The sequence below is a fragment of the Bradyrhizobium sp. USDA 4011 genome, from assembly GCF_054063415.1.
Genome location: NZ_JBSSGG010000001.1, coordinates 8146809 through 8163806, shown reverse-complemented (window position 1 = coordinate 8163806; position 16998 = coordinate 8146809). Strand labels below are relative to the sequence as shown.

14 protein-coding genes are annotated in these 16998 nt (G+C 65.1%); 8 read left to right on the top strand and 6 right to left on the bottom strand.

What is annotated here, in order from left to right; genetic code table 11:
* Positions 1-285 precede the first annotated feature (285 nt).
* Positions 286-1623: an MFS transporter gene (locus ACVW1C_RS38760; protein WP_456762723.1), complete on the top strand. Its 1338-nt coding sequence runs from the start codon at positions 286-288 to the stop codon at positions 1621-1623.
* 37 nt (positions 1624-1660) lie between these two features.
* Here the strand turns inward: ACVW1C_RS38760 and ACVW1C_RS38755 are convergent, their stop codons facing one another.
* Positions 1661-2620 (bottom strand): LysR family transcriptional regulator, encoded by a 960-nt coding sequence (locus ACVW1C_RS38755; RefSeq protein ID WP_456762722.1) that lies wholly within the window; start codon positions 2618-2620, stop codon positions 1661-1663.
* 137 nt (positions 2621-2757) lie between these two features.
* Between ACVW1C_RS38755 and ACVW1C_RS38750 the strand changes: the two genes are divergently transcribed.
* Positions 2758-3738 (top strand): tripartite tricarboxylate transporter substrate-binding protein, encoded by a 981-nt coding sequence (locus ACVW1C_RS38750; RefSeq protein WP_456762721.1) that lies wholly within the window; start codon positions 2758-2760, stop codon positions 3736-3738.
* 9 nt (positions 3739-3747) lie between these two features.
* On the opposite strand, the gene ACVW1C_RS38745 is transcribed toward ACVW1C_RS38750, so the two are convergent.
* The gene (locus ACVW1C_RS38745) at positions 3748-6084 is read right to left on the bottom strand and encodes a GumC family protein (protein ID WP_456762720.1); all 2337 of its coding nucleotides are present in this window, start codon (positions 6082-6084) and stop codon (positions 3748-3750) included.
* A 175-nt stretch (positions 6085-6259) separates the two neighbouring features.
* Between ACVW1C_RS38745 and ACVW1C_RS38740 the strand changes: the two genes are divergently transcribed.
* The 4 genes from ACVW1C_RS38740 to ACVW1C_RS38725 all read left to right on the top strand — a co-directional run bounded on the left by ACVW1C_RS38740 (position 6260) and on the right by ACVW1C_RS38725 (position 11110).
* On the top strand, positions 6260-6898 hold the full coding sequence (locus ACVW1C_RS38740; RefSeq protein WP_456762719.1) for a polysaccharide biosynthesis/export family protein: 639 nt from the start codon (positions 6260-6262) through the stop codon (positions 6896-6898).
* A gap of 3 nt (positions 6899-6901) precedes the next feature.
* Positions 6902-8041, top strand: coding sequence for a glycosyltransferase family 4 protein (locus ACVW1C_RS38735; protein ID WP_456762718.1), 1140 nt, complete (start codon positions 6902-6904; stop codon positions 8039-8041).
* Between the two features lie 115 nt (positions 8042-8156).
* On the top strand, positions 8157-9698 hold the full coding sequence (locus ACVW1C_RS38730) for an undecaprenyl-phosphate glucose phosphotransferase (RefSeq protein WP_456762717.1): 1542 nt from the start codon (positions 8157-8159) through the stop codon (positions 9696-9698).
* Positions 9699-9841: 143 nt separating this feature from the next.
* Positions 9842-11110, top strand: a complete 1269-nt coding sequence (locus tag ACVW1C_RS38725; RefSeq protein WP_456762716.1) for an O-antigen ligase family protein — start codon at positions 9842-9844, stop codon at positions 11108-11110.
* On the opposite strand, the gene ACVW1C_RS38720 is transcribed toward ACVW1C_RS38725, so the two are convergent.
* Complete coding sequence (locus tag ACVW1C_RS38720; protein WP_456763279.1) at positions 11082-11576, bottom strand: MarR family transcriptional regulator; 495 nt, start codon at positions 11574-11576, stop codon at positions 11082-11084. The two genes, ACVW1C_RS38725 and ACVW1C_RS38720, sit on opposite strands and share 29 nt — an antisense overlap.
* 123 nt (positions 11577-11699) lie before the next feature.
* Between ACVW1C_RS38720 and ACVW1C_RS38715 the strand changes: the two genes are divergently transcribed.
* Positions 11700-12899 carry an FAD-dependent monooxygenase gene (locus tag ACVW1C_RS38715; RefSeq protein ID WP_456762715.1) on the top strand — a complete coding sequence of 400 codons (1200 nt, stop codon included), beginning with the start codon at positions 11700-11702 and terminating at the stop codon, positions 12897-12899.
* A 131-nt stretch (positions 12900-13030) separates the two neighbouring features.
* Here the strand turns inward: ACVW1C_RS38715 and ACVW1C_RS38710 are convergent, their stop codons facing one another.
* The 3 genes from ACVW1C_RS38710 to ACVW1C_RS38700 all read right to left on the bottom strand — a co-directional run bounded on the left by ACVW1C_RS38710 (position 13031) and on the right by ACVW1C_RS38700 (position 15970).
* Positions 13031-14206, bottom strand: coding sequence for a saccharopine dehydrogenase family protein (locus ACVW1C_RS38710; RefSeq protein WP_456762714.1), 1176 nt, complete (start codon positions 14204-14206; stop codon positions 13031-13033).
* 92 nt (positions 14207-14298) lie between these two features.
* On the bottom strand, positions 14299-15084 hold the full coding sequence (locus ACVW1C_RS38705; RefSeq protein ID WP_456762713.1) for a DUF169 domain-containing protein: 786 nt from the start codon (positions 15082-15084) through the stop codon (positions 14299-14301).
* Between the two features lie 91 nt (positions 15085-15175).
* Entirely contained in the window at positions 15176-15970 is a 795-nt protein-coding gene (locus ACVW1C_RS38700; RefSeq protein ID WP_456762712.1) for a YdcF family protein, read from the bottom strand.
* Between the two features lie 66 nt (positions 15971-16036).
* Here ACVW1C_RS38700 and ACVW1C_RS38695 point away from each other — a divergent pair, with 66 nt between their 5' ends.
* Positions 16037-16978, top strand: coding sequence for an acetamidase/formamidase family protein (locus ACVW1C_RS38695; protein ID WP_456762711.1), 942 nt, complete (start codon positions 16037-16039; stop codon positions 16976-16978).
* Positions 16979-16998: the final 20 nt, after the last annotated feature.

Genomic DNA, 16998 nt, shown 5'->3' with positions numbered 1-16998 from the left:
TTCCGATTAGATCGGAACGGGGCTCCAGATTCTGTCTTGACGCGTTTTTCTTACGCGAACCGGTGTCCGTTTCGCTGGAAAATACTCTGGGGTTCCCGCGCTTATACCGCGGCGCATCATGACAGTTTCGCCGTGGCTCCATTCCCAAATGCCATTAGTCACGCGGCTGTCGATTACACAACAATGAATGCAATACTTGCAAGGGCAAGGCGACGGCCTGCGGCTGCACGAAGATGCCGCCCGGACAGCGCGATCACCGCGCGCCGAATCGAATAACCGGAAGGGATGGGAACGATGAGTGACGATGTCGAGAAGCGCGCAATCGGAAAGATGATGCGGCGGCTGATTCCGTTCCTCATCCTGTGTTACTTCGTGGCCTATCTCGATCGCGTTAATGTCGGCTTCGCCAAGCTGCACATGAATACGGCGCTTGGCCTCAGCGAGGCCGCCTACGGGCTCGGCGCGGGCCTGTTCTTCGTCGGCTACTTCTTCTTCGAAGTGCCTTCCAACATTCTTCTGGAACGGTTTGGCGCCCGGCGCTGGATCGCCCGCATCATGATCAGCTGGGGCATCGTCTCGGCGGCATTTGCGTTCATCCCGCAGATGTCCGCGGCGACCGGAATCTCGAGCGAGTGGGTGTTCTACTGCCTGCGGCTCCTGCTCGGCGCCTGCGAGGCCGGTTTCTTCCCCGGCATCATTTTCTATCAGACGCTCTGGTTCCCTTCGGTGTATCGCGCGCGCGTCATCAGCCTGTTCATGCTCGCGATCCCGATCTCGAGCATCATCGGGGCGCCGATCTCGGGTCTGCTCCTCAACCTGTCGGGGTTCAACCTGCACGGCTGGCAGTGGCTGTTCATCTGCGAGGCGCTGCCGTCGGTCCTGGTCGGCTTCGGTGTGCTCGCCTTCCTGCCCGACTTCCCACGTCAGGCGAGCTGGCTACATCCCGACGAGATCAGATGGATCCAGACCACGCTCGAACGCGAGCGGCAGCAAACCGAGGCCGTGGAGCACATCTCCGTGTTGCAGTCGCTGACCGATTCGCGGGTTCTTGCCTGTGCCTTCGTGTATTTCTGCCTCAATGCGGCGAGCTACGGCGTCGCGTTCTTCCTGCCCACCATCATCAAGGCATTTGGCGTCACCGACACCCAGACCGGCCTGATCGCGGCCCTGCCCTTCGTGTTCGGCGCGGTCGGCATGGTGCTGCTCGGCCGCCATTCCGACAAGACCGGCGAGCGGCGATACCATGTCGCCGGCGCGCTGACGCTCGCAGCCGTCGGCATCGGCCTCGCCGGTCTGGTCTCGAGCCCGTTCTTGATCGTCGGCCTGCTCTGCCTCGCGCAGATCGGCGTGTCGGCGGTGCCGCCGATGTTCTGGCCGATGCCGGCCAGCATCCTCACCGGCGCCTCGGCCGCGGCGGGCATTGCCGCGATCAACTCGCTCGGCAATCTGTCGGGCTTCGCCGGTCCCTTCGCCGTCGGCTACCTGAAGGACCTGACCGGCAGCTTCACCGCAGGGCTGCTGCTGCTCGCCGTGATGGGACTGATCGGCGCGCTGGTCACGATCAGGCTGCGGATCGATCCCGTGCTCGAACGCGCCGCGCGCGCGCCGGTGATGGCGCACTGACACCTGCGGCGGAAGAGCGCGGTGCTCGCACTGCCCGTCACGTGCGAGCACCCGTCTTGCTTGCCGCGATTTTCGCTACCTCGCGGATGCATGCGATGAATCGCTCGGCACTTGGTCGCAACGTGCGGCCTTTCAGCGTGACGATCGCGGCCGAGACGGCCGCCGTGCGCGGGAGCTGAACCGGGAGGATCTTCAGCCCGAGATCGGCGCCAGCCCACTGCGCAACCGAGCCCGGCAGAACGGTGACGAAGCGGCCAGTCGCGGCCAGCCGGCAGCACAAGTGAAGCGACAGTGTCGCAATCGGCGCATCCGGCGTCGGAATTCCGCCACAGCGGAGCATGTCCGCTACCGCGGTGCCTGGAAAGGTATCGGGCGGAGGCAGCACCCAACGCGCTTTCACAAGGTCGGCCAGCTGCAACTTGGACGCGTGCGCCAATTTGCTTCTCCTTCCCGCGACCACCACGCGCGGATCATGCAGCAAAGGCTCGACCGCCAGATCCTTCTCGTTAAACGGCGTCGGCGTCCATCCGAGCAACAGATCGATGGTGCGCTCGCGCAGCTCGCGGTAACGCAAGTCGCTGAGAACCGTCTGCGCGACGTTGATGCGGATTCCGGGATGCTGCCGCGTGAACCGGTCGATCGCCACCGGAAGCAAGCCGGCTGCGATGCTCTCCGTACTGCCCACGCGCAACTCTCCGACGCTCGGATCGGCAAGAAACTCGAGCTCCTGGAGCCCCTGCGTAAGCTCGTCGAAGATCGACACTCCGCGTCTGACCAGAGCAGCGCCATAAGCCGTCAGTTCGATGCCGCTTCGGCAGCGGTCGAACAGCCGAACCCCGAGCGCCTGCTCCATGTCAGCGACGGCGCGAGAGATTGCCGGCTGCGACATGGCGAGTTCGGCTGCGGCCTTCGCCATGCTGCCGCGCTGGCTGATGACGAGCAGGATGTGCAGATCGCGCAGCTTGATCCGGCGTCGGGCACGCTCGATGTCCTGCATCAGCATCCTTACCAAAACGGTTATCGACGCCTCAGACACTAGCATTGGACGTTTATCCCCGCCTCACGCATCCTCCGCGTGCGATGACACAGATCGTCGCGCCCCCACGGCGCGGCTCAAAGACCATGGAGGCATGCATGTTGACTCGTCGCGACTTCCTGACCGCATCAGCCGCCGGTGCCGCCCTCGTCGCCACGGGCCGGACACGGCCACTTGCCGCCCAGTCCCGCCTGAAGACGGCGCATATCTTGACCGGCTTCACGCCCGGACTGCCGGACGCCGTTGCCAGGCTCCTCGCCGGACAGATGAAGGATTATGCCGACACCATCGTCGTGGAGACCCGGCCCGGCGCCAGCGGCCGTATTGCTGTCGAGGCTGTCAAGAGCGCCCAGCCCGATGGATCGGTCATGCTGCTCGCGCCGCTTGGCTTCATCGCGCTGTTCCCGCACACCTACAAGACGCTCGGATACGCGCCACAGGACTTCACGCCGGTATCCACCGTCGGCTCGTTCGCGACACTGTTGGCAGTGGGGTCGAAGGTGCCGAACGAAGTCAGGAGTCTCGCCGACTTCGTCGCCTGGTGCCGCGCCAACCCGACCCAGGCGGCCTATGGCACGCCCGGCGTCGGCACCACGCTTCACTTCATCGGAGCGATGCTCGGCCGCACCGCCGGCTTCGACTATCTCCACGTACCCTACCAGGGCAGAGCAGCGGTCCAGGACCTCCTGAAAGGCGAGATCGCGTCGGCGGTGATGCCGATCGACAGCCTGCTCGGCCAGGTCCAGTCCGGACAGCTTCGCGCCTTGGCGACGACGGGTCCGAGCCGCCTCAAGTCTCTCCCCGAGGTGCCGACGGTCGCAGAAGCCGGCTACCCCACGCTTCAGGACGTGACCTGGTTCGGCATTTTCCTGCCGGCGAAGACGCCGCCGGCCGTCCTCGCGCAACTCAACAACTCGATCCAGGCTTCACTGCGCACCGACCAGGTCAAGTCCGGCATGGCCGGACTGTCGGTCGACGTCGACGCCATCGCGATGAACGACTTCGCGCGGCTGCTTACGTCGGAATCGGAACGCTGGAAAGGCATCGTGCAGGCGACCGGATTTACCCCCACCGGCTGACGGTGACGGTCAGGCCGCCACCACCCGCGGGCCTGCAGCGACCGTTTCCGACGGCGCACACGGCTTGCTCAGCATGGTCACGTCGGAGAAGCCGACGGCCCTGAGCTGATTGACCATCGAGCGGCGGGCATCCTGCGCCATGGCGGCGTCGGGCACGACGACCGCTTGCGCCTTTGCAGTCAGCAGCTCGGCCGGCAGGTCGACAGCCGTGCCGGCGTCGAGCAGCACGTGGTCGTAAACCCGGAGCAGCGCGTCGATCGCAAGCGCCAGCCGGGGCGATTGCAGATGCGAACGATCGAAGCCCGGACGCCCGGCGCTGACGATCTGAACCCGCGATTGCCGATCCTTGGTGATGATCTGCGCGAACGTCGCCTCGCCCTGCATCAATTCGGCAAGGCCGGGCGCGCCGGGATCGACCGTGGCCGCCGTCAGCACCGGCGAGGACGCGACGAGATCGACCACCACGACCTTGGCCTGACGCGCCATCAGACGGGCCAGCGTCAGCGCGGTCAGTGTGACGCTCTCGGCGGCAGCCGGGCCGAGCACCGTGACCATGTGGGCGGCGGGACCGGCCGCGATCAGACGCTCGGCCAGCTCATCGATCTCATTGGCCGTCCGGGTGGGCGCAGGCTGCGGCTCGCTGACGGCCGGCTCATAGGCAACTGCGGGGTCGGGCCTCAGATCAGGCTCGGGCGACAGGCTGGGCGCGAGCGGCGACGCGAGTTCAGGTTCGGGCGGCAGCGCCGGTGCCGGCTCGTCGACAGTTGCGGTCTCCATGACGGGTTCGCGGCGCCGGATCACTGCCGCGGCCGGCGCGAAGGCACGGCCCACCGCACCGGGCGCGGAGATGCGCAGCAGCTCGCCGGTGATGATGATGCCGGACGACAGCAGCAGCGTCGCCAGCGTCGCGATCAGCACGATCGGCAGCTTCTTCGGATAGGCCGGCGTGTTCGAGACCGTGGCGCGCGAGATGATGCGGCCGTCGGTCGGCGCGGCCTCGATGTTCTCGCGCGCGGTCGCCTCGCGATATTTCGCGAGATAGGCTTCCAGCAGATCGCGCTGCGCCTTGGCTTCACGCTCGAATCCGCGCAGCTGCACGTCCTGGCTGTTGCTCGACGACGCCTGCTTCTTCGATTGATCCAGGCTCACTTGCAGCGCCTGGACCCGGCCGTCGGCGACGCGGGCGTCGTTGTCCAGCGAGCGCGAAATCTTACCGGCTTCCTCGCGCAGTTGGCGGTCGAGGTCGGCGATCTGCGCCTTCAGTTCCTTGATGCGCGGATGGTTGTCGAGCAGCGTCGACGACTGCTCGGCGAGCTGTGCGCGCAGCGTGCCGCGCTGTTCGGCGAGCCGGCGGATCAGCTCGGAATTGAGCACTTCCGTAGCCTCGATCGGCTTGCCGCCCTGAAGCATCTCGCGGATCAGGCGCGCCTTGGTCTCGGCATCCGCCTTCAGCGCGCGGGCATTGTTGAGCTGCGTGTTCAGCTCGCCCATCTGCTGGTTCGACAGCGGGATGTTGTTGGTGCCGACGAACAGGCTCGACTTGGAGCGGAATTCCTCGACCCGCGAATCCGCTTCCGCGACCTTGCTGCGCAGCTTGTCGATCTCGCCCAGCAGCCAGGTGCTGGCGGACTTGGCCTGGTCCTGCCGCGCCGCCTGCTGCAGCACCAGATAGCCGTCGGCAATCGAGTTGGCGACGCGCGCCGCAAGCTCGGGATCCTCCGACTGGAATTCAATCACCATGACGCGCGACTTGTCGACCGCATAGGCCTGGAAGCGCTCGTAATAGGAATCGAGCACCCGCTCTTCCGGCGTCAGGCTGAACGGGTCACGGCCGATGCCGAACAGCGCCAGCAGCGACTTCAACGGGGAAAAGCCCCGCAGCACCGGATCGAACTCGGGACGTTCGGCGAGCTTGTTCTTCTTGATGATGTCGCGGGCGAGATCGCGCGACAGCAGCAGTTGCACCTGGCTGGTCACGGCCTCGGCGTCGAGCGAGGTGCGCTCGATGTCGCGCTCGCCGTTCGGGCGCAGGAAGGCGTTTTCGCGATTGTCGATCAGGATTCGCGCTTCCGACTTGTAGCGCGGCGTCACGACGTTGACTGCGGCAAGCGACACTGCAAACACGAGCACGGTCGGCACGATGATCCAGCTTCGCTTGCGCGCCAGCGCGCGCCCGAGCACATGCAGATCGAGATCGGTCGCCTCCGCCGGAGGCGCCGGCTTGTCGGGAGCTGATATCGGCGAAGCCGGCCTCGCAACGGCTTCGGCGGCAACGGGCGCAGACTTCGGCAATGCCCGTTGCACCGCGGCCTTTTCCTTGCCTCTACGCCAGAATGCAAAACGCATAACGAACTCCCGCGGACGCCGCGATTCCATCTCAATGGCGGCGATTACAGTCCATTAAGGTTGCTGCTGGGTTAATCGGCACGGTTGACGGATGCGGCGGCCACCACCGCTCCGTCATCGTTTGTTAACCATGCGTGCCGTTAATCGACGCCGATATTGTTGCGGGATTCCTCACATGCGCGATCTGCGCGCTCCCCTCGTTTGTCTGATTGCTGCGCTCGCGCTGTCGGGCTGCATGGGCCGGACGTCGCCGGTTGCCGGTGACCCGGCCTTCGATTCGATGGCGTATGGGCAGCCGGCCTTCGCTGCACCCGCGCCGATGGCCGTGGCCTATGCCGACCCCGCCCCGACCCGCGAGGCCTACAATCTCGGCCCCGGCGACAAGCTTCGTGTCGTGGTCTATGGCCAGGAAGGCCTGACCAATTCCTATGCGATCGATGCGGCCGGCGCGATCACCATGCCGCTGATCGGCTCGGTGCCGGCGCGCGGCCGCACCCCTACCGGGCTCGCCGCCGAGATCACGGGCCGGCTGCGCAACGGCTACATCCGCGAGCCTTCGGTGGCGGTCGAGATCGAGACCTACCGCCCGTTCTTCATCCTCGGTGAGGTCGCAGCCCCCGGCCAATATCCCTATGTACCCAACATGACGGTCGAGAGCGCGGTGGCGATCGCCGGCGGCTTCTCGCCGCGCGCCCGGCGCGACCAGGTCACCCTCACCCAGACCGATACATCGGGCGCCGGCCACTTCGTCGTTCCCTTGGGCACGCCGATCGGGCCCGGCGACACCGTCTTCGTCGGCGAACGCTGGTTCTGATCGATGGCAAAGAATCAAAATCAGGAACGGCCGCTCCGCATCCTGCATGTCGTCCGCGCCCCGGTCGGCGGCATCATCCGTCACATCCTCGATGTCGCCAACGGCCAGATCGAACGCGGTCACCATGTCGGCATCGTCGCCGACAGCCTGACCGGCGGCACGCGGGCTGACGCGGTCCTCGCCGAGATCGAACCGCGCCTCAAGCTCGGTGTCCACCGGGTGGCGATACGCCGCGAGCCGCGCTTCGCCGACTTCATGGTCTGGGCGCATATCGCCGGCCTGATCCGGAAACTGAAGCCCGATGTCGTGCATGGTCATGGCGCCAAGGCCGGCGCCTATGTCCGGCTGCGGCGGCGCTCGAACAAGGTGATCCGGGTCTACACGCCGCATGGCGGCTCGCTGCACTATCCGCTCGACACCTGGAAGGGCCGCTTCTACAGCCAGCTCGAGCGCACGCTGATGAACAGCACCGACCTGTTCCTGTTCGAGAGCGCGTTTGCCCGCGATACCTATCAGCGCACCGTGGGCAAGCCCTCGGGCCTCGTCCGCTGCGTCTTCAACGGCGTCACGTCGGAGGAATTCGAACCGGTCGCCAAGGCCGACGACGCTACCGACGTGGCCTATGTCGGCGAATTCCGGCGCATCAAGGGCGCCGACCTCCTGATCGACGCGGTCGCCAAGTTGCGCGCCGACGGCAAGCCGGTGACGCTGACGCTCGGCGGCGACGGCGAGGAGTTCGAACGGCTCAAGGAGCAGGTCAAGCGGCTATCGCTCGGCGACGCCGTCCGCTTCATCGGCCACGTCAAGGCGCGCTACGGCTTCTCGAAGGGCAGCATTCTCGTGGTGCCGTCACGGGGCGATTCGATGCCTTATGTCGTGATCGAGGCCGGCGCGGCGGGAATTCCGATGATCGCCGCCAATGTCGGCGGCATCCCGGAGATCTTCGATACCCATACCGACGCGCTGTTCGCGCCCAGCAACGCCGGCGCGATGGCCGACGCCATCAAGGCCGCGCTCGACAATCCCGCCGCGACCGCGGCGCGCGCCGAGCAACTGCGCGAACGGATTTCCGAACATTTCTCGCAGGGTGCGATGGTCGAGGGCGTGCTGGCCGGCTATCGCGACGCGTTTGCCAGACATTAACCATTTCTTGCACACGTAACCGTTTCTTCCGATTTGTCCCCTTAACTCGCGTCCGGGGGAATTTCACTGCTGCGCGCGGATGCTCATCTGCAAGCACAGGAATGGACGTGGACTCGTGGAACCGTTTAACGCACGCTCGATGCTGGATGCCGCTGCGTCTGCGACGGCAGCTCAGCCGAAGGTCGAACGCCGCCGCCGCCTGTCGCCGGCAGCGCTCGCCGTTACCAATCAGAAAGTTCGCAGCGCCTATTCGCCGGTCGTGATCGCCGGCGTGGTTCGTCTTGCCGATTTCGTGCTGCTCAGCCTGGTCGGCGTCGGGCTCTATCTCGCCTATGTCAGGCCGCTCGCCGGCGGCATCCACTGGGGATACATCGGTTCGATTCTCGGCATGTCGGCTGCGGCGGTGGTCTGCTTCCAGGCCGCCGACATCTATCAGGTGCAGATCTTCCGCGGCCAGCTCCGCCAGATGACGCGGATGATCTCGTCATGGGCGTTCGTGTTCCTGCTGTTCATCGGCGTCTCCTTCCTGGCCAAGCTCGGCGGCGAGGTTTCCCGGGTCTGGCTGTCGTCGTTCTTCTGCGTCGGCCTTGCAGTGCTGATCGCCGAACGGCTGGCGCTGCGCTCGATGGTGCGCGCCTGGGCCCATGATGGCCGGCTCGACCGCCGCACCATCATCGTCGGCGCCGACCAGAACGGCGAGAAGCTGATCGAGGCGCTGAACGCCGACGACGACACGGACATCCACGTGCTCGGCGTGTTCGACGACCGCAATGACGCCCGCGCGATGGACACCTGCGCCGGCTCACCGAAGCTCGGCAAGGTCGACGACATCGTCGAATTCGCCCGCCGCACCCGCGTCGACCTCGTGCTGTTTGCGCTGCCGATCTCGGCGGAGACACGCATCCTGGAGATGCTGAAGAAGCTCTGGGTGCTGCCGGTCGACATCCGCCTGTCGGCCCATACCAACAAGCTACGCTTCCGCCCCCGCTCCTATTCCTATGTCGGCAAGGTGCCGACGCTCGATGTGTTCGAGGCGCCGATCACCGACTGGGATCTGGTGCTGAAATGGCTGTTCGACCGCGTGGTCGGCGGCCTGGCCTTGCTTGCGGCACTGCCGGTGCTCGGACTGGTGGCGCTTGCGGTGAAGCTCGACAGCCCCGGGCCCGTGCTGTTCCGCCAGAAGCGCTTCGGCTTCAACAATGAGCGGATCGACGTCTACAAGTTCCGCTCGCTCTACCATCACCAGGCCGATCCGACCGCCTCCAAGGTGGTGACCAAGAACGATCCGCGCGTTACCCGCGTCGGTCGCTTCATCCGCAAGTCCTCGCTCGACGAACTGCCGCAGCTGTTCAATGTCGTACTGAAGGGCAATCTCTCGCTGGTCGGCCCGCGTCCGCACGCCGTGCAGAGCAAGCTGGAAAACCGCCTGTTCGACGAGGCGGTCGACGGCTATTTCGCCCGCCACCGCGTCAAGCCCGGCATCACCGGCTGGGCGCAGATCAACGGCTGGCGCGGCGAGGTCGACACCGACGAGAAGATCCAGAAGCGCGTCGAATACGACCTCTACTACATCGAGAACTGGTCTGTGCTGTTCGACCTCTACATCCTGCTCAAGACCCCGTTCTCGCTGCTGACCAAGAGCGAGAACGCGTACTGAGAATTGAACTAGCCACCGTCATTGCGAGCGAAGCGAAGCAATCCATATCGTAGCTCGAGATAGGGTCGATTGCTTCGTCGCTTCGCTTCTCGCAATGACGAAGCGGTTATTGTGTGTTTTGTACGGCGTTGCGTGAGTATCCGATGGCCTATGCGGCGACAGCCGGGACGTCCCATTCCCCGACATCGGCGCCGCCAGGCGTGCTGGCGCTGCAGCGGGCGCTGGTGTGGCTCGCCGGCGCCTCGATCGCCATCGTGTTCATCGAACCGAGCCCGTATGAACTCGTCACGCTGACCGCCTGCGTGCTGTTCTTTGGTACGGGCCTGCGCATGCAGCTCGTGTTCATGCCGCTGTTGTTCGCGCTGATCGTGCTCAATGTCGGCTACAGCATCAGCGCGGTGCCGTTCCTCGACAAGCCGGAAGTGGTGAACTGGGTCCTCACCTCCTGGTACATGGCCGTCACCGTCATCTTCTTCGCGATGGTGATGTCGGAGGATACCGAAGCGCGGCTCGACATGCTGCGCCGCGGCCTGATCGTCGGCGCGATGATCGCCTCGCTTGCAGGCATCGCCGGCTACTTTCATCTGGTGCCCGGCGGCTATGATCTGCTGACGCTGTATGACCGCGCCCGCGGCACCTTCAAGGATCCGAACGTGCTCGGCGCGTTCTTGATCCTGCCGGCGCTGTTCACGTTGCAAAGCGTGGTCACCGACCGCTTCGGCAAGGCGTTCCGCAACGCGATCGCCTTTGGCATCATCTCGCTTGCGATCCTGCTGTCGTTCTCCCGCGCCGCCTGGGGCGGCCTGATCGTCACCGCGGCCTTCATGCTGGCGCTGATGGTGTTCACCAGCCGATCGCAGGCGCAGCGCTCGCGCATCATCGTGATGACCCTGATCGCCGCGATCCTGGCCGTTGCGCTCATCGCGGTGCTGCTGTCGATCGGCTCGGTCGCCGACATGTTCAAGCAGCGCGCGAGCTTCGACCAAAGCTATGACGAAGGCCGCTTCGGCCGGTTCGGCCGCCACATCCTCGGCGCCCAGATGGCGCTCGAATTGCCGTTCGGAATCGGTCCGCTGCAATTCCACACTTACTTCCCCGAGGACACCCACAACTCCTTCCTCAACGCCTTCATGTCAGGCGGCTGGATCTCGGGCATCTGTTATCCGGCGCTGGTGTTCGTCAGCGCGATCATCGGCTTCCGCTACGTCTACAAGCGGGTGCCGTGGCAACGCGATTACCTGGCGATCTTCTCGGCATTCCTCGGCATCGTCGGCGAGAGCTTCATCATCGATACCGACCATTGGCGGCACTTCTGGCTGATGCTCGGCACGATGTGGGGCATGTACGCGGCGACCGAGCGCACCCGCGCGACACCGGCCGAGGTCAGCGACGAGCCTTTGGCGGCGGCTTGAGCTCGGCGCGCTGCTCCCGCGGCATGTCGATCACCGCCTTCAATGCTTCCGTCGCTTCCAGCACGCCCTTGTAGCCGTCATTGGCGAAGCGCAGCAACAGCCGCAATTCGTCGTCGGTGTAGCGGCTCCAGAGCTTGAGCATCGCCTCCTGCATCGGCACGTAGAACTTGCCGATCTCCGCCGCCTTTTCCTCCACCACCGAGATGAAGACCTTGCGGCGGTCGCTCTCGTCCCGCTCGCGGCGCACGTAACCCGCCTTCTCCAGACGATCGACCACGCCGGTGATCGCGCCGGTGGTCAGCCCCGTGACTTCGGCGAGGCGCCCCGCGGTCACCCGCCCCTCAAGGTAGAGAATGTCCATGCATTCCATGTCGGAATTGGAAATTCCGGCCATGTTTGCAACGGCTTGTCCGTACATCACGCCCTGCGCGGATGACCGGCGCATCGCCTCCTCGAGTTCCTGCATCAGCGCTGCGCGCGACTTCGCACTTGACAAAGCTGCTCCTATATCTTAGTCGCCTAATATCTTATTCTCTAAGATAATTAGCAACTGACCTTTCGTATCCCACAGGGATGCATGGAGCAAGGCATGACCTCACGTCCCCGTAAAGCTCTGATCATCGGCGCCGGCATCGCAGGTCCAGTAACCGCGATGTTCCTGACCCGCGCCGGCATCGAGGCCGAGCTCTATGAAGCATGGCCCTACTCCACAGGGATCGGCGGGGGCTTGCAGATCGCACCAAACGGCATGCATGTGCTGGCGGAGCTCGGCCTCGCCGACGAACTGATCCGCAGCGGCTCGGTCGCGGAGTCCTTCGATTTCTATTCGCAGGCTGGCAAGAAGCTCGGCTCGCTCAATCAGAACATGCAACAGCGCTTCGGCCAGCCCGCGGTGAACATGTGCCGCGCGACCCTGAACGAGACGCTGATCGACAAGGCCTGGGCCTCCAACGTCTCGGTGTTCTTCGAGAAGAAGCTCGTGAGGATCGAGGATCGCGGCGACCAGCCGGTCATCGCCTATTTCAACGACGGCACCACCGCCGAGGGCGATTTCGTGATCGGCGCCGACGGCGTGCATTCCGCGGTGCGGCCGCACGTGATCCCGGATGGCCCGACGCCGTTCGACACGGGGCTGATCGGCTTCGGCGGCTTCGTGCCGCGGGCCATGTTCGAGCGCCTGCCGATCGGCCAGAAGGTGGAGACGACGTTCGGGCAAAGCGGATTCTTCGGCTATGGCCTGTGCAGCCCCGACCCGGACACGGGTGCGATGTGGTGGAGCACCCAGCCGTCGCACGGCATGACCGCGGCCGCCTACCGGCTGCAGAGCCAGGACGCGATCAGGCGGCATCTGCGCGATTTCCACGCCGGCTGGCACGCCCCGATCCCCGAGATCATCGAGGCCGCCGAGAATATCGTGGTGACCGACACGCTCGACGTCGCGACGCTGCCGACCTGGTCGCGCAAGCGCACGCTCCTGATCGGCGATGCCGCGCACGCGACCAGCCCGCATGCGGGCCAGGGCGCGTCGCTCGCGCTGGAAGATGCGATGCGGCTCGGCATGCTGATGCGCGACGGCCAGGAACTCGGCATGACGTTCCAGGCGTTCGAGCGCGAGCGGCGGCCGCGTGCCGAGAAAATCGTGGCGATCGCCCGACGCAACGGCAACAGCAAGCGCGAGTTCGGCCCGACCGGCGCCTGGCTGCGCGATCACATGCTAAAGCTGCTGCTGCCGCTGTCGTCCAAGGGAATGGATTTCATGTACGCCTATGATCCGCGTGCGGCGGCGTAGTCCCGGCTGTCATCACCCGCGAAAGCGGGTGATCCAGTATTCCAGAGGCAGTCATTATTGAGCCGACGGGCCGCGGCGTACTGGATCGCCCGGACGAGCCGGGCGATGACACCGGGGTAAGCGGCGAAAACCTACTTCTCGACCTCGAACGTCAGGCCAGCGTGATCGACCAGGCGCTTGATCAGCTTGTGCTGCATCGCGGCTCCCGGCGTCCAGAAGCCGGCGGCGACGTCGGGCGTATCGCGCAACAGGCAGATCGCGCATTCCGAGATCATCTTCGAGGTCGAGCCGTAGCCGGGATCGCGATCGCCCTTGATGCCGGCGCGGACCATGCTGCCGTCGGGCGCAACCGCGAGATAAAGCAGATCGTAGCGGCCGTTCTCGCGCTCTTCCTTCGACGGCCCCTCGCCAGGCTTCGGCGCGCTCGGACCGGTCTTCTCCGCATTCAGCGCCATCACGCGTTTTGCATTGGCTTCGCCCTTCTCGCCGGGACCGGTCAGGACCATCTCGTCGTAGACGAACTCCTTGCCGTAGGGAAAGCCCATCAGCATGTTGGAGCGATGGACGTTGCGCGTGTTGATCAGCGCCATCATGAACGGCGCGGCCCATGAGTGCAGATCATCCTCATAGGCCGGCTTGCTGCCGCGGGGCTGCTTCGGGCCCTCGAAACCCGGCGTCAATGCAAACGGATTGTTGAGGATCGCGACCAGGCTCAAATCCTTGGCGACCGCATCGAAGGTGGCCTTGGCGCTCGCGGCCGTGCCGCCGGACAGCGTGCCGCGCATGTCGCGCACCCGGCCCTTGACGCGCTGCGCCGGCGCACCGAACACCCGCTTGGCTTCCTCCTGGACGAAGAAGGCGCCGAGTTCGAACGGCACCGAGTCGAAGCCGCAGGAAAAAACGATCCGCGCACCGCTGGCCTTTGCGGCGGCCTCGTGCTTGTCGATCATCTGCCGCATCCAGACCGGCTCGCCGCAGAGATCGAAATAGTCGGTGCCGCTTTCCACGCAGGCCGCGATCAGCTCATTGCCATAGAGCTGATACGGACCGACTGTCGAGATGACAGACTTGGTCTGCGCCAGCATCGCCTTCAGCGATGCGGCATCGCCGGCCTCGGCAACGATCAGCGGCGTGTCGGCGGGCGCGCCGATCGCATCACGAACCGAGGCGAGCTTGTCCTTGCTGCGCCCGGCCATCGCCCATTTCAGGCTGTCGTCGCGATAATGCGCGGCGAGATATTCGGCGACGAGCTGGCCGGTGAAGCCGGTCGCGCCATAGACGACGATGTCGAGTTTCGACGAGGACATGGATCGGGCTCCCTGCGCAGCAAAATGGGCGCCCCTTTTGTCATCGCGGGCGCGGCGACGCAATCAGCTATTTCTTGCAGCTATTTCTTGCGCTATTTCTTGGCATAGGACACGCCCATGCCGGCACGGACGTCGGCCTGGATGCCATAGGGTGCGATCGGGTAGCGCAGGCCGTTCTTGGCGAGTTGCTTCATTCCCGCGATCGCCTTCACCAGATAGGCCGGCGGCAGCGCCATCAGCATCTCTTCGTCGGGCACGCCGCCATAGCGGCGCTCGGCGAAGCACGGCAACGACAGGCTCGGCTCGCCGGTCTTCAGCGCCCGCCCCCAGGAATCCGCGCACGCGGTTTCGCCGACCACGCCCCACTCGAACTTCTTGTAGCCGGTATACTGTAGCCCGTTGATCAGGATGATCATCTGCCCCGGCGTCGCGTAGACGAGGCAGATGTCGGGCGGATTGAGGCGTCCGCTGGTCAGCGGGCTCACCGCCATTGCCTGATACTGACCGTAAGGCACCACGTCGAGCGCCTCCTGGCGCTTGCGTGCGTCTTCTGCCGTGCCGTGCCACACGCCGACATAATTCTCGCCGGCAAGCCACTTCTCGTCTTGCGGCGCGAGCCCGATCACCGCGCGGCATTGCGCGCCGACCAGATCATCGCCGGTGATGCCGACGGTCCAGCCGAGCCGCGAGGCCATGCTGACGATCTGGTCCGTGGTGTGGACCGCCGACGGGCGGCGGATTTTCGGGACCGCCTCCATCTCCTCGACGCGCGCGAACATCTTGATGCCGATGACCGTGGTCTTCAGCCGCAACAGGTTGTTCAGGTCGGCCACGATCGCGGCGAGGTCGAACTGTTCCGGCGGTGTCTGCTGTTGCATGGCGAAAACTCCCGTGATCGGCGGCTTGGCGCCGCCTGTTGATTTGATGTTAGCCGGATTGGCCGGTGGAAGCGATAAGCTCGTGGTGGGCCTAACGCGCGGCCGGTCCCGGCAGAAAATCATCGGTCTTGCCCGCCAGATGATAGGCGACCAGCCCGATCCACTCCCGTGTGCCGAGATCGGTGCGCGACAGGCCCTCGATCGCAAGCGTTGCGAAGCTCATGACATTGCCGACGCGCCAGTCGACCGGATAGGCCTCGACATTGAATCCCGCCTTGCGGAACAGCCCGACCGACCGCGGCATGTGATAGGCCGACGTCACGAGCAGCCAGCGCTCACCCGGCTTGGGATCGACCAGCGACTTGGAGAACTCGGCATTCTCCACCGTGTTGCGCGAGCGGCGCTCGATGGTCAATCGCGATTTGGCAATGCCGAGGCTCTCGAACATCTCGGCGGCGTAGTCGGCTTCGCGCCCATCGTTCGAGATCAGGTTCGCGCTGCCGCCGGTGAACACGAGGCGCGCGTTCGGATATCTGCGCGCGAGCGCCGCCGCCGCGATGACGCGATCCGCCGCAGTGCGCACCACGGGCGTGCCATGCGCAACCGACAGATCGGCATCGATCGAGCCGCCGAGCACGATGATGCCGTCGGGCGCGCCGCGCGAGGCGTCCCATGGCGGGAAGCGCTGCTCCAGGGCGGAGATCAGGCCATTGCCGAGCGGCGAGAAGCCGCAGATCGCGAGCAGCAGCAGCGAGCCAACCATCAACCTGCGGCCGAGCCGAGCAAACCGCGTCAACAGCAGAACGGCGCCGATCACGCCGATACCGATCAGGAAATTGATCGGCAGCAGTATGATGCCGAGCGTCTTGGAGAGCACAAAAAACAAGCGAAGCCTCTGCGAAGTTCTGCTACAGCGTCATACGCTGCCCGAAGCGCAATCAAAAGCCGTCACATGACCCACCATCATCTGAAATCCAGTCCCGAAACCTGCCATTGGGGCTTCTTCGAAGCAAAGCTGAAACCGGTCCTGACCATCGCGAGCGGCGACGAGGTCACGATCGAGACCGTCAGCGGCGGCCCTGACGTGGTGCCCGACCGCGGCAAGTTCATCGTGCCTCCGGAGCTCGACGACATTCATGCGAAGAGCGAGCGGATGGTGCCCGGGCACATCCTGACCGGCCCGATCGCGGTCAGCGGCGCCGAACCCGGCGACGTGCTCGAGGTCGATATTCTCGACATCCAGCTCCGGCAGGACTGGGGCTACAATCTGATCAAGCCGCTGTCCGGCACCCTGCCCGACGACTTCCACGAGACCCGCATCCTCAACATTCCGCTCGATCGCGCGCGCATGGTCGGCCGCATGCCATGGGGGCTCGATCTGCCGCTGAAGCCGTTCTTCGGCGTGATGGGCGTGTCGCCGCCGCCGGCCTGGGGCCGCATCTCCTCGCTGATCCCGCGCGCGATGGGAGGCAATCTCGACAATAAGGAGCTCGGGGCCGGCGCCAAACTGTATCTGCCGGTGTTCGTGCCGGGCGCGCTGTTCTCCTGCGGCGACGGCCATGGCGTGCAGGGCGACGGCGAGGTCTGCGTCACCGCAATCGAAACCGCGCTCACCGGCCGCTTCCGCCTGACCTTGCGCAAGGATCTCAAGCTCGTCTATCCGCGTGCCGAGACCGCCGACCATTACATGACCATGGCGATGGATCCCGATCTCGACCAGTGCGTGGTGCGGGCGCTGCGCGACATGATCGTGCTGCTCGGCGAGAAGCGCAATCTGTCGCGCGAGGACGCCTATACGCTGTGCAGCCTGGCCGCCGACCTGCGCGTCACGCAAACGGTGAACGGCTCCAAGGGCATTCACTGCATGATCGCCAAATCGGTCGTTCACGGCTGACGTCCGGTCGATAAGCCGCA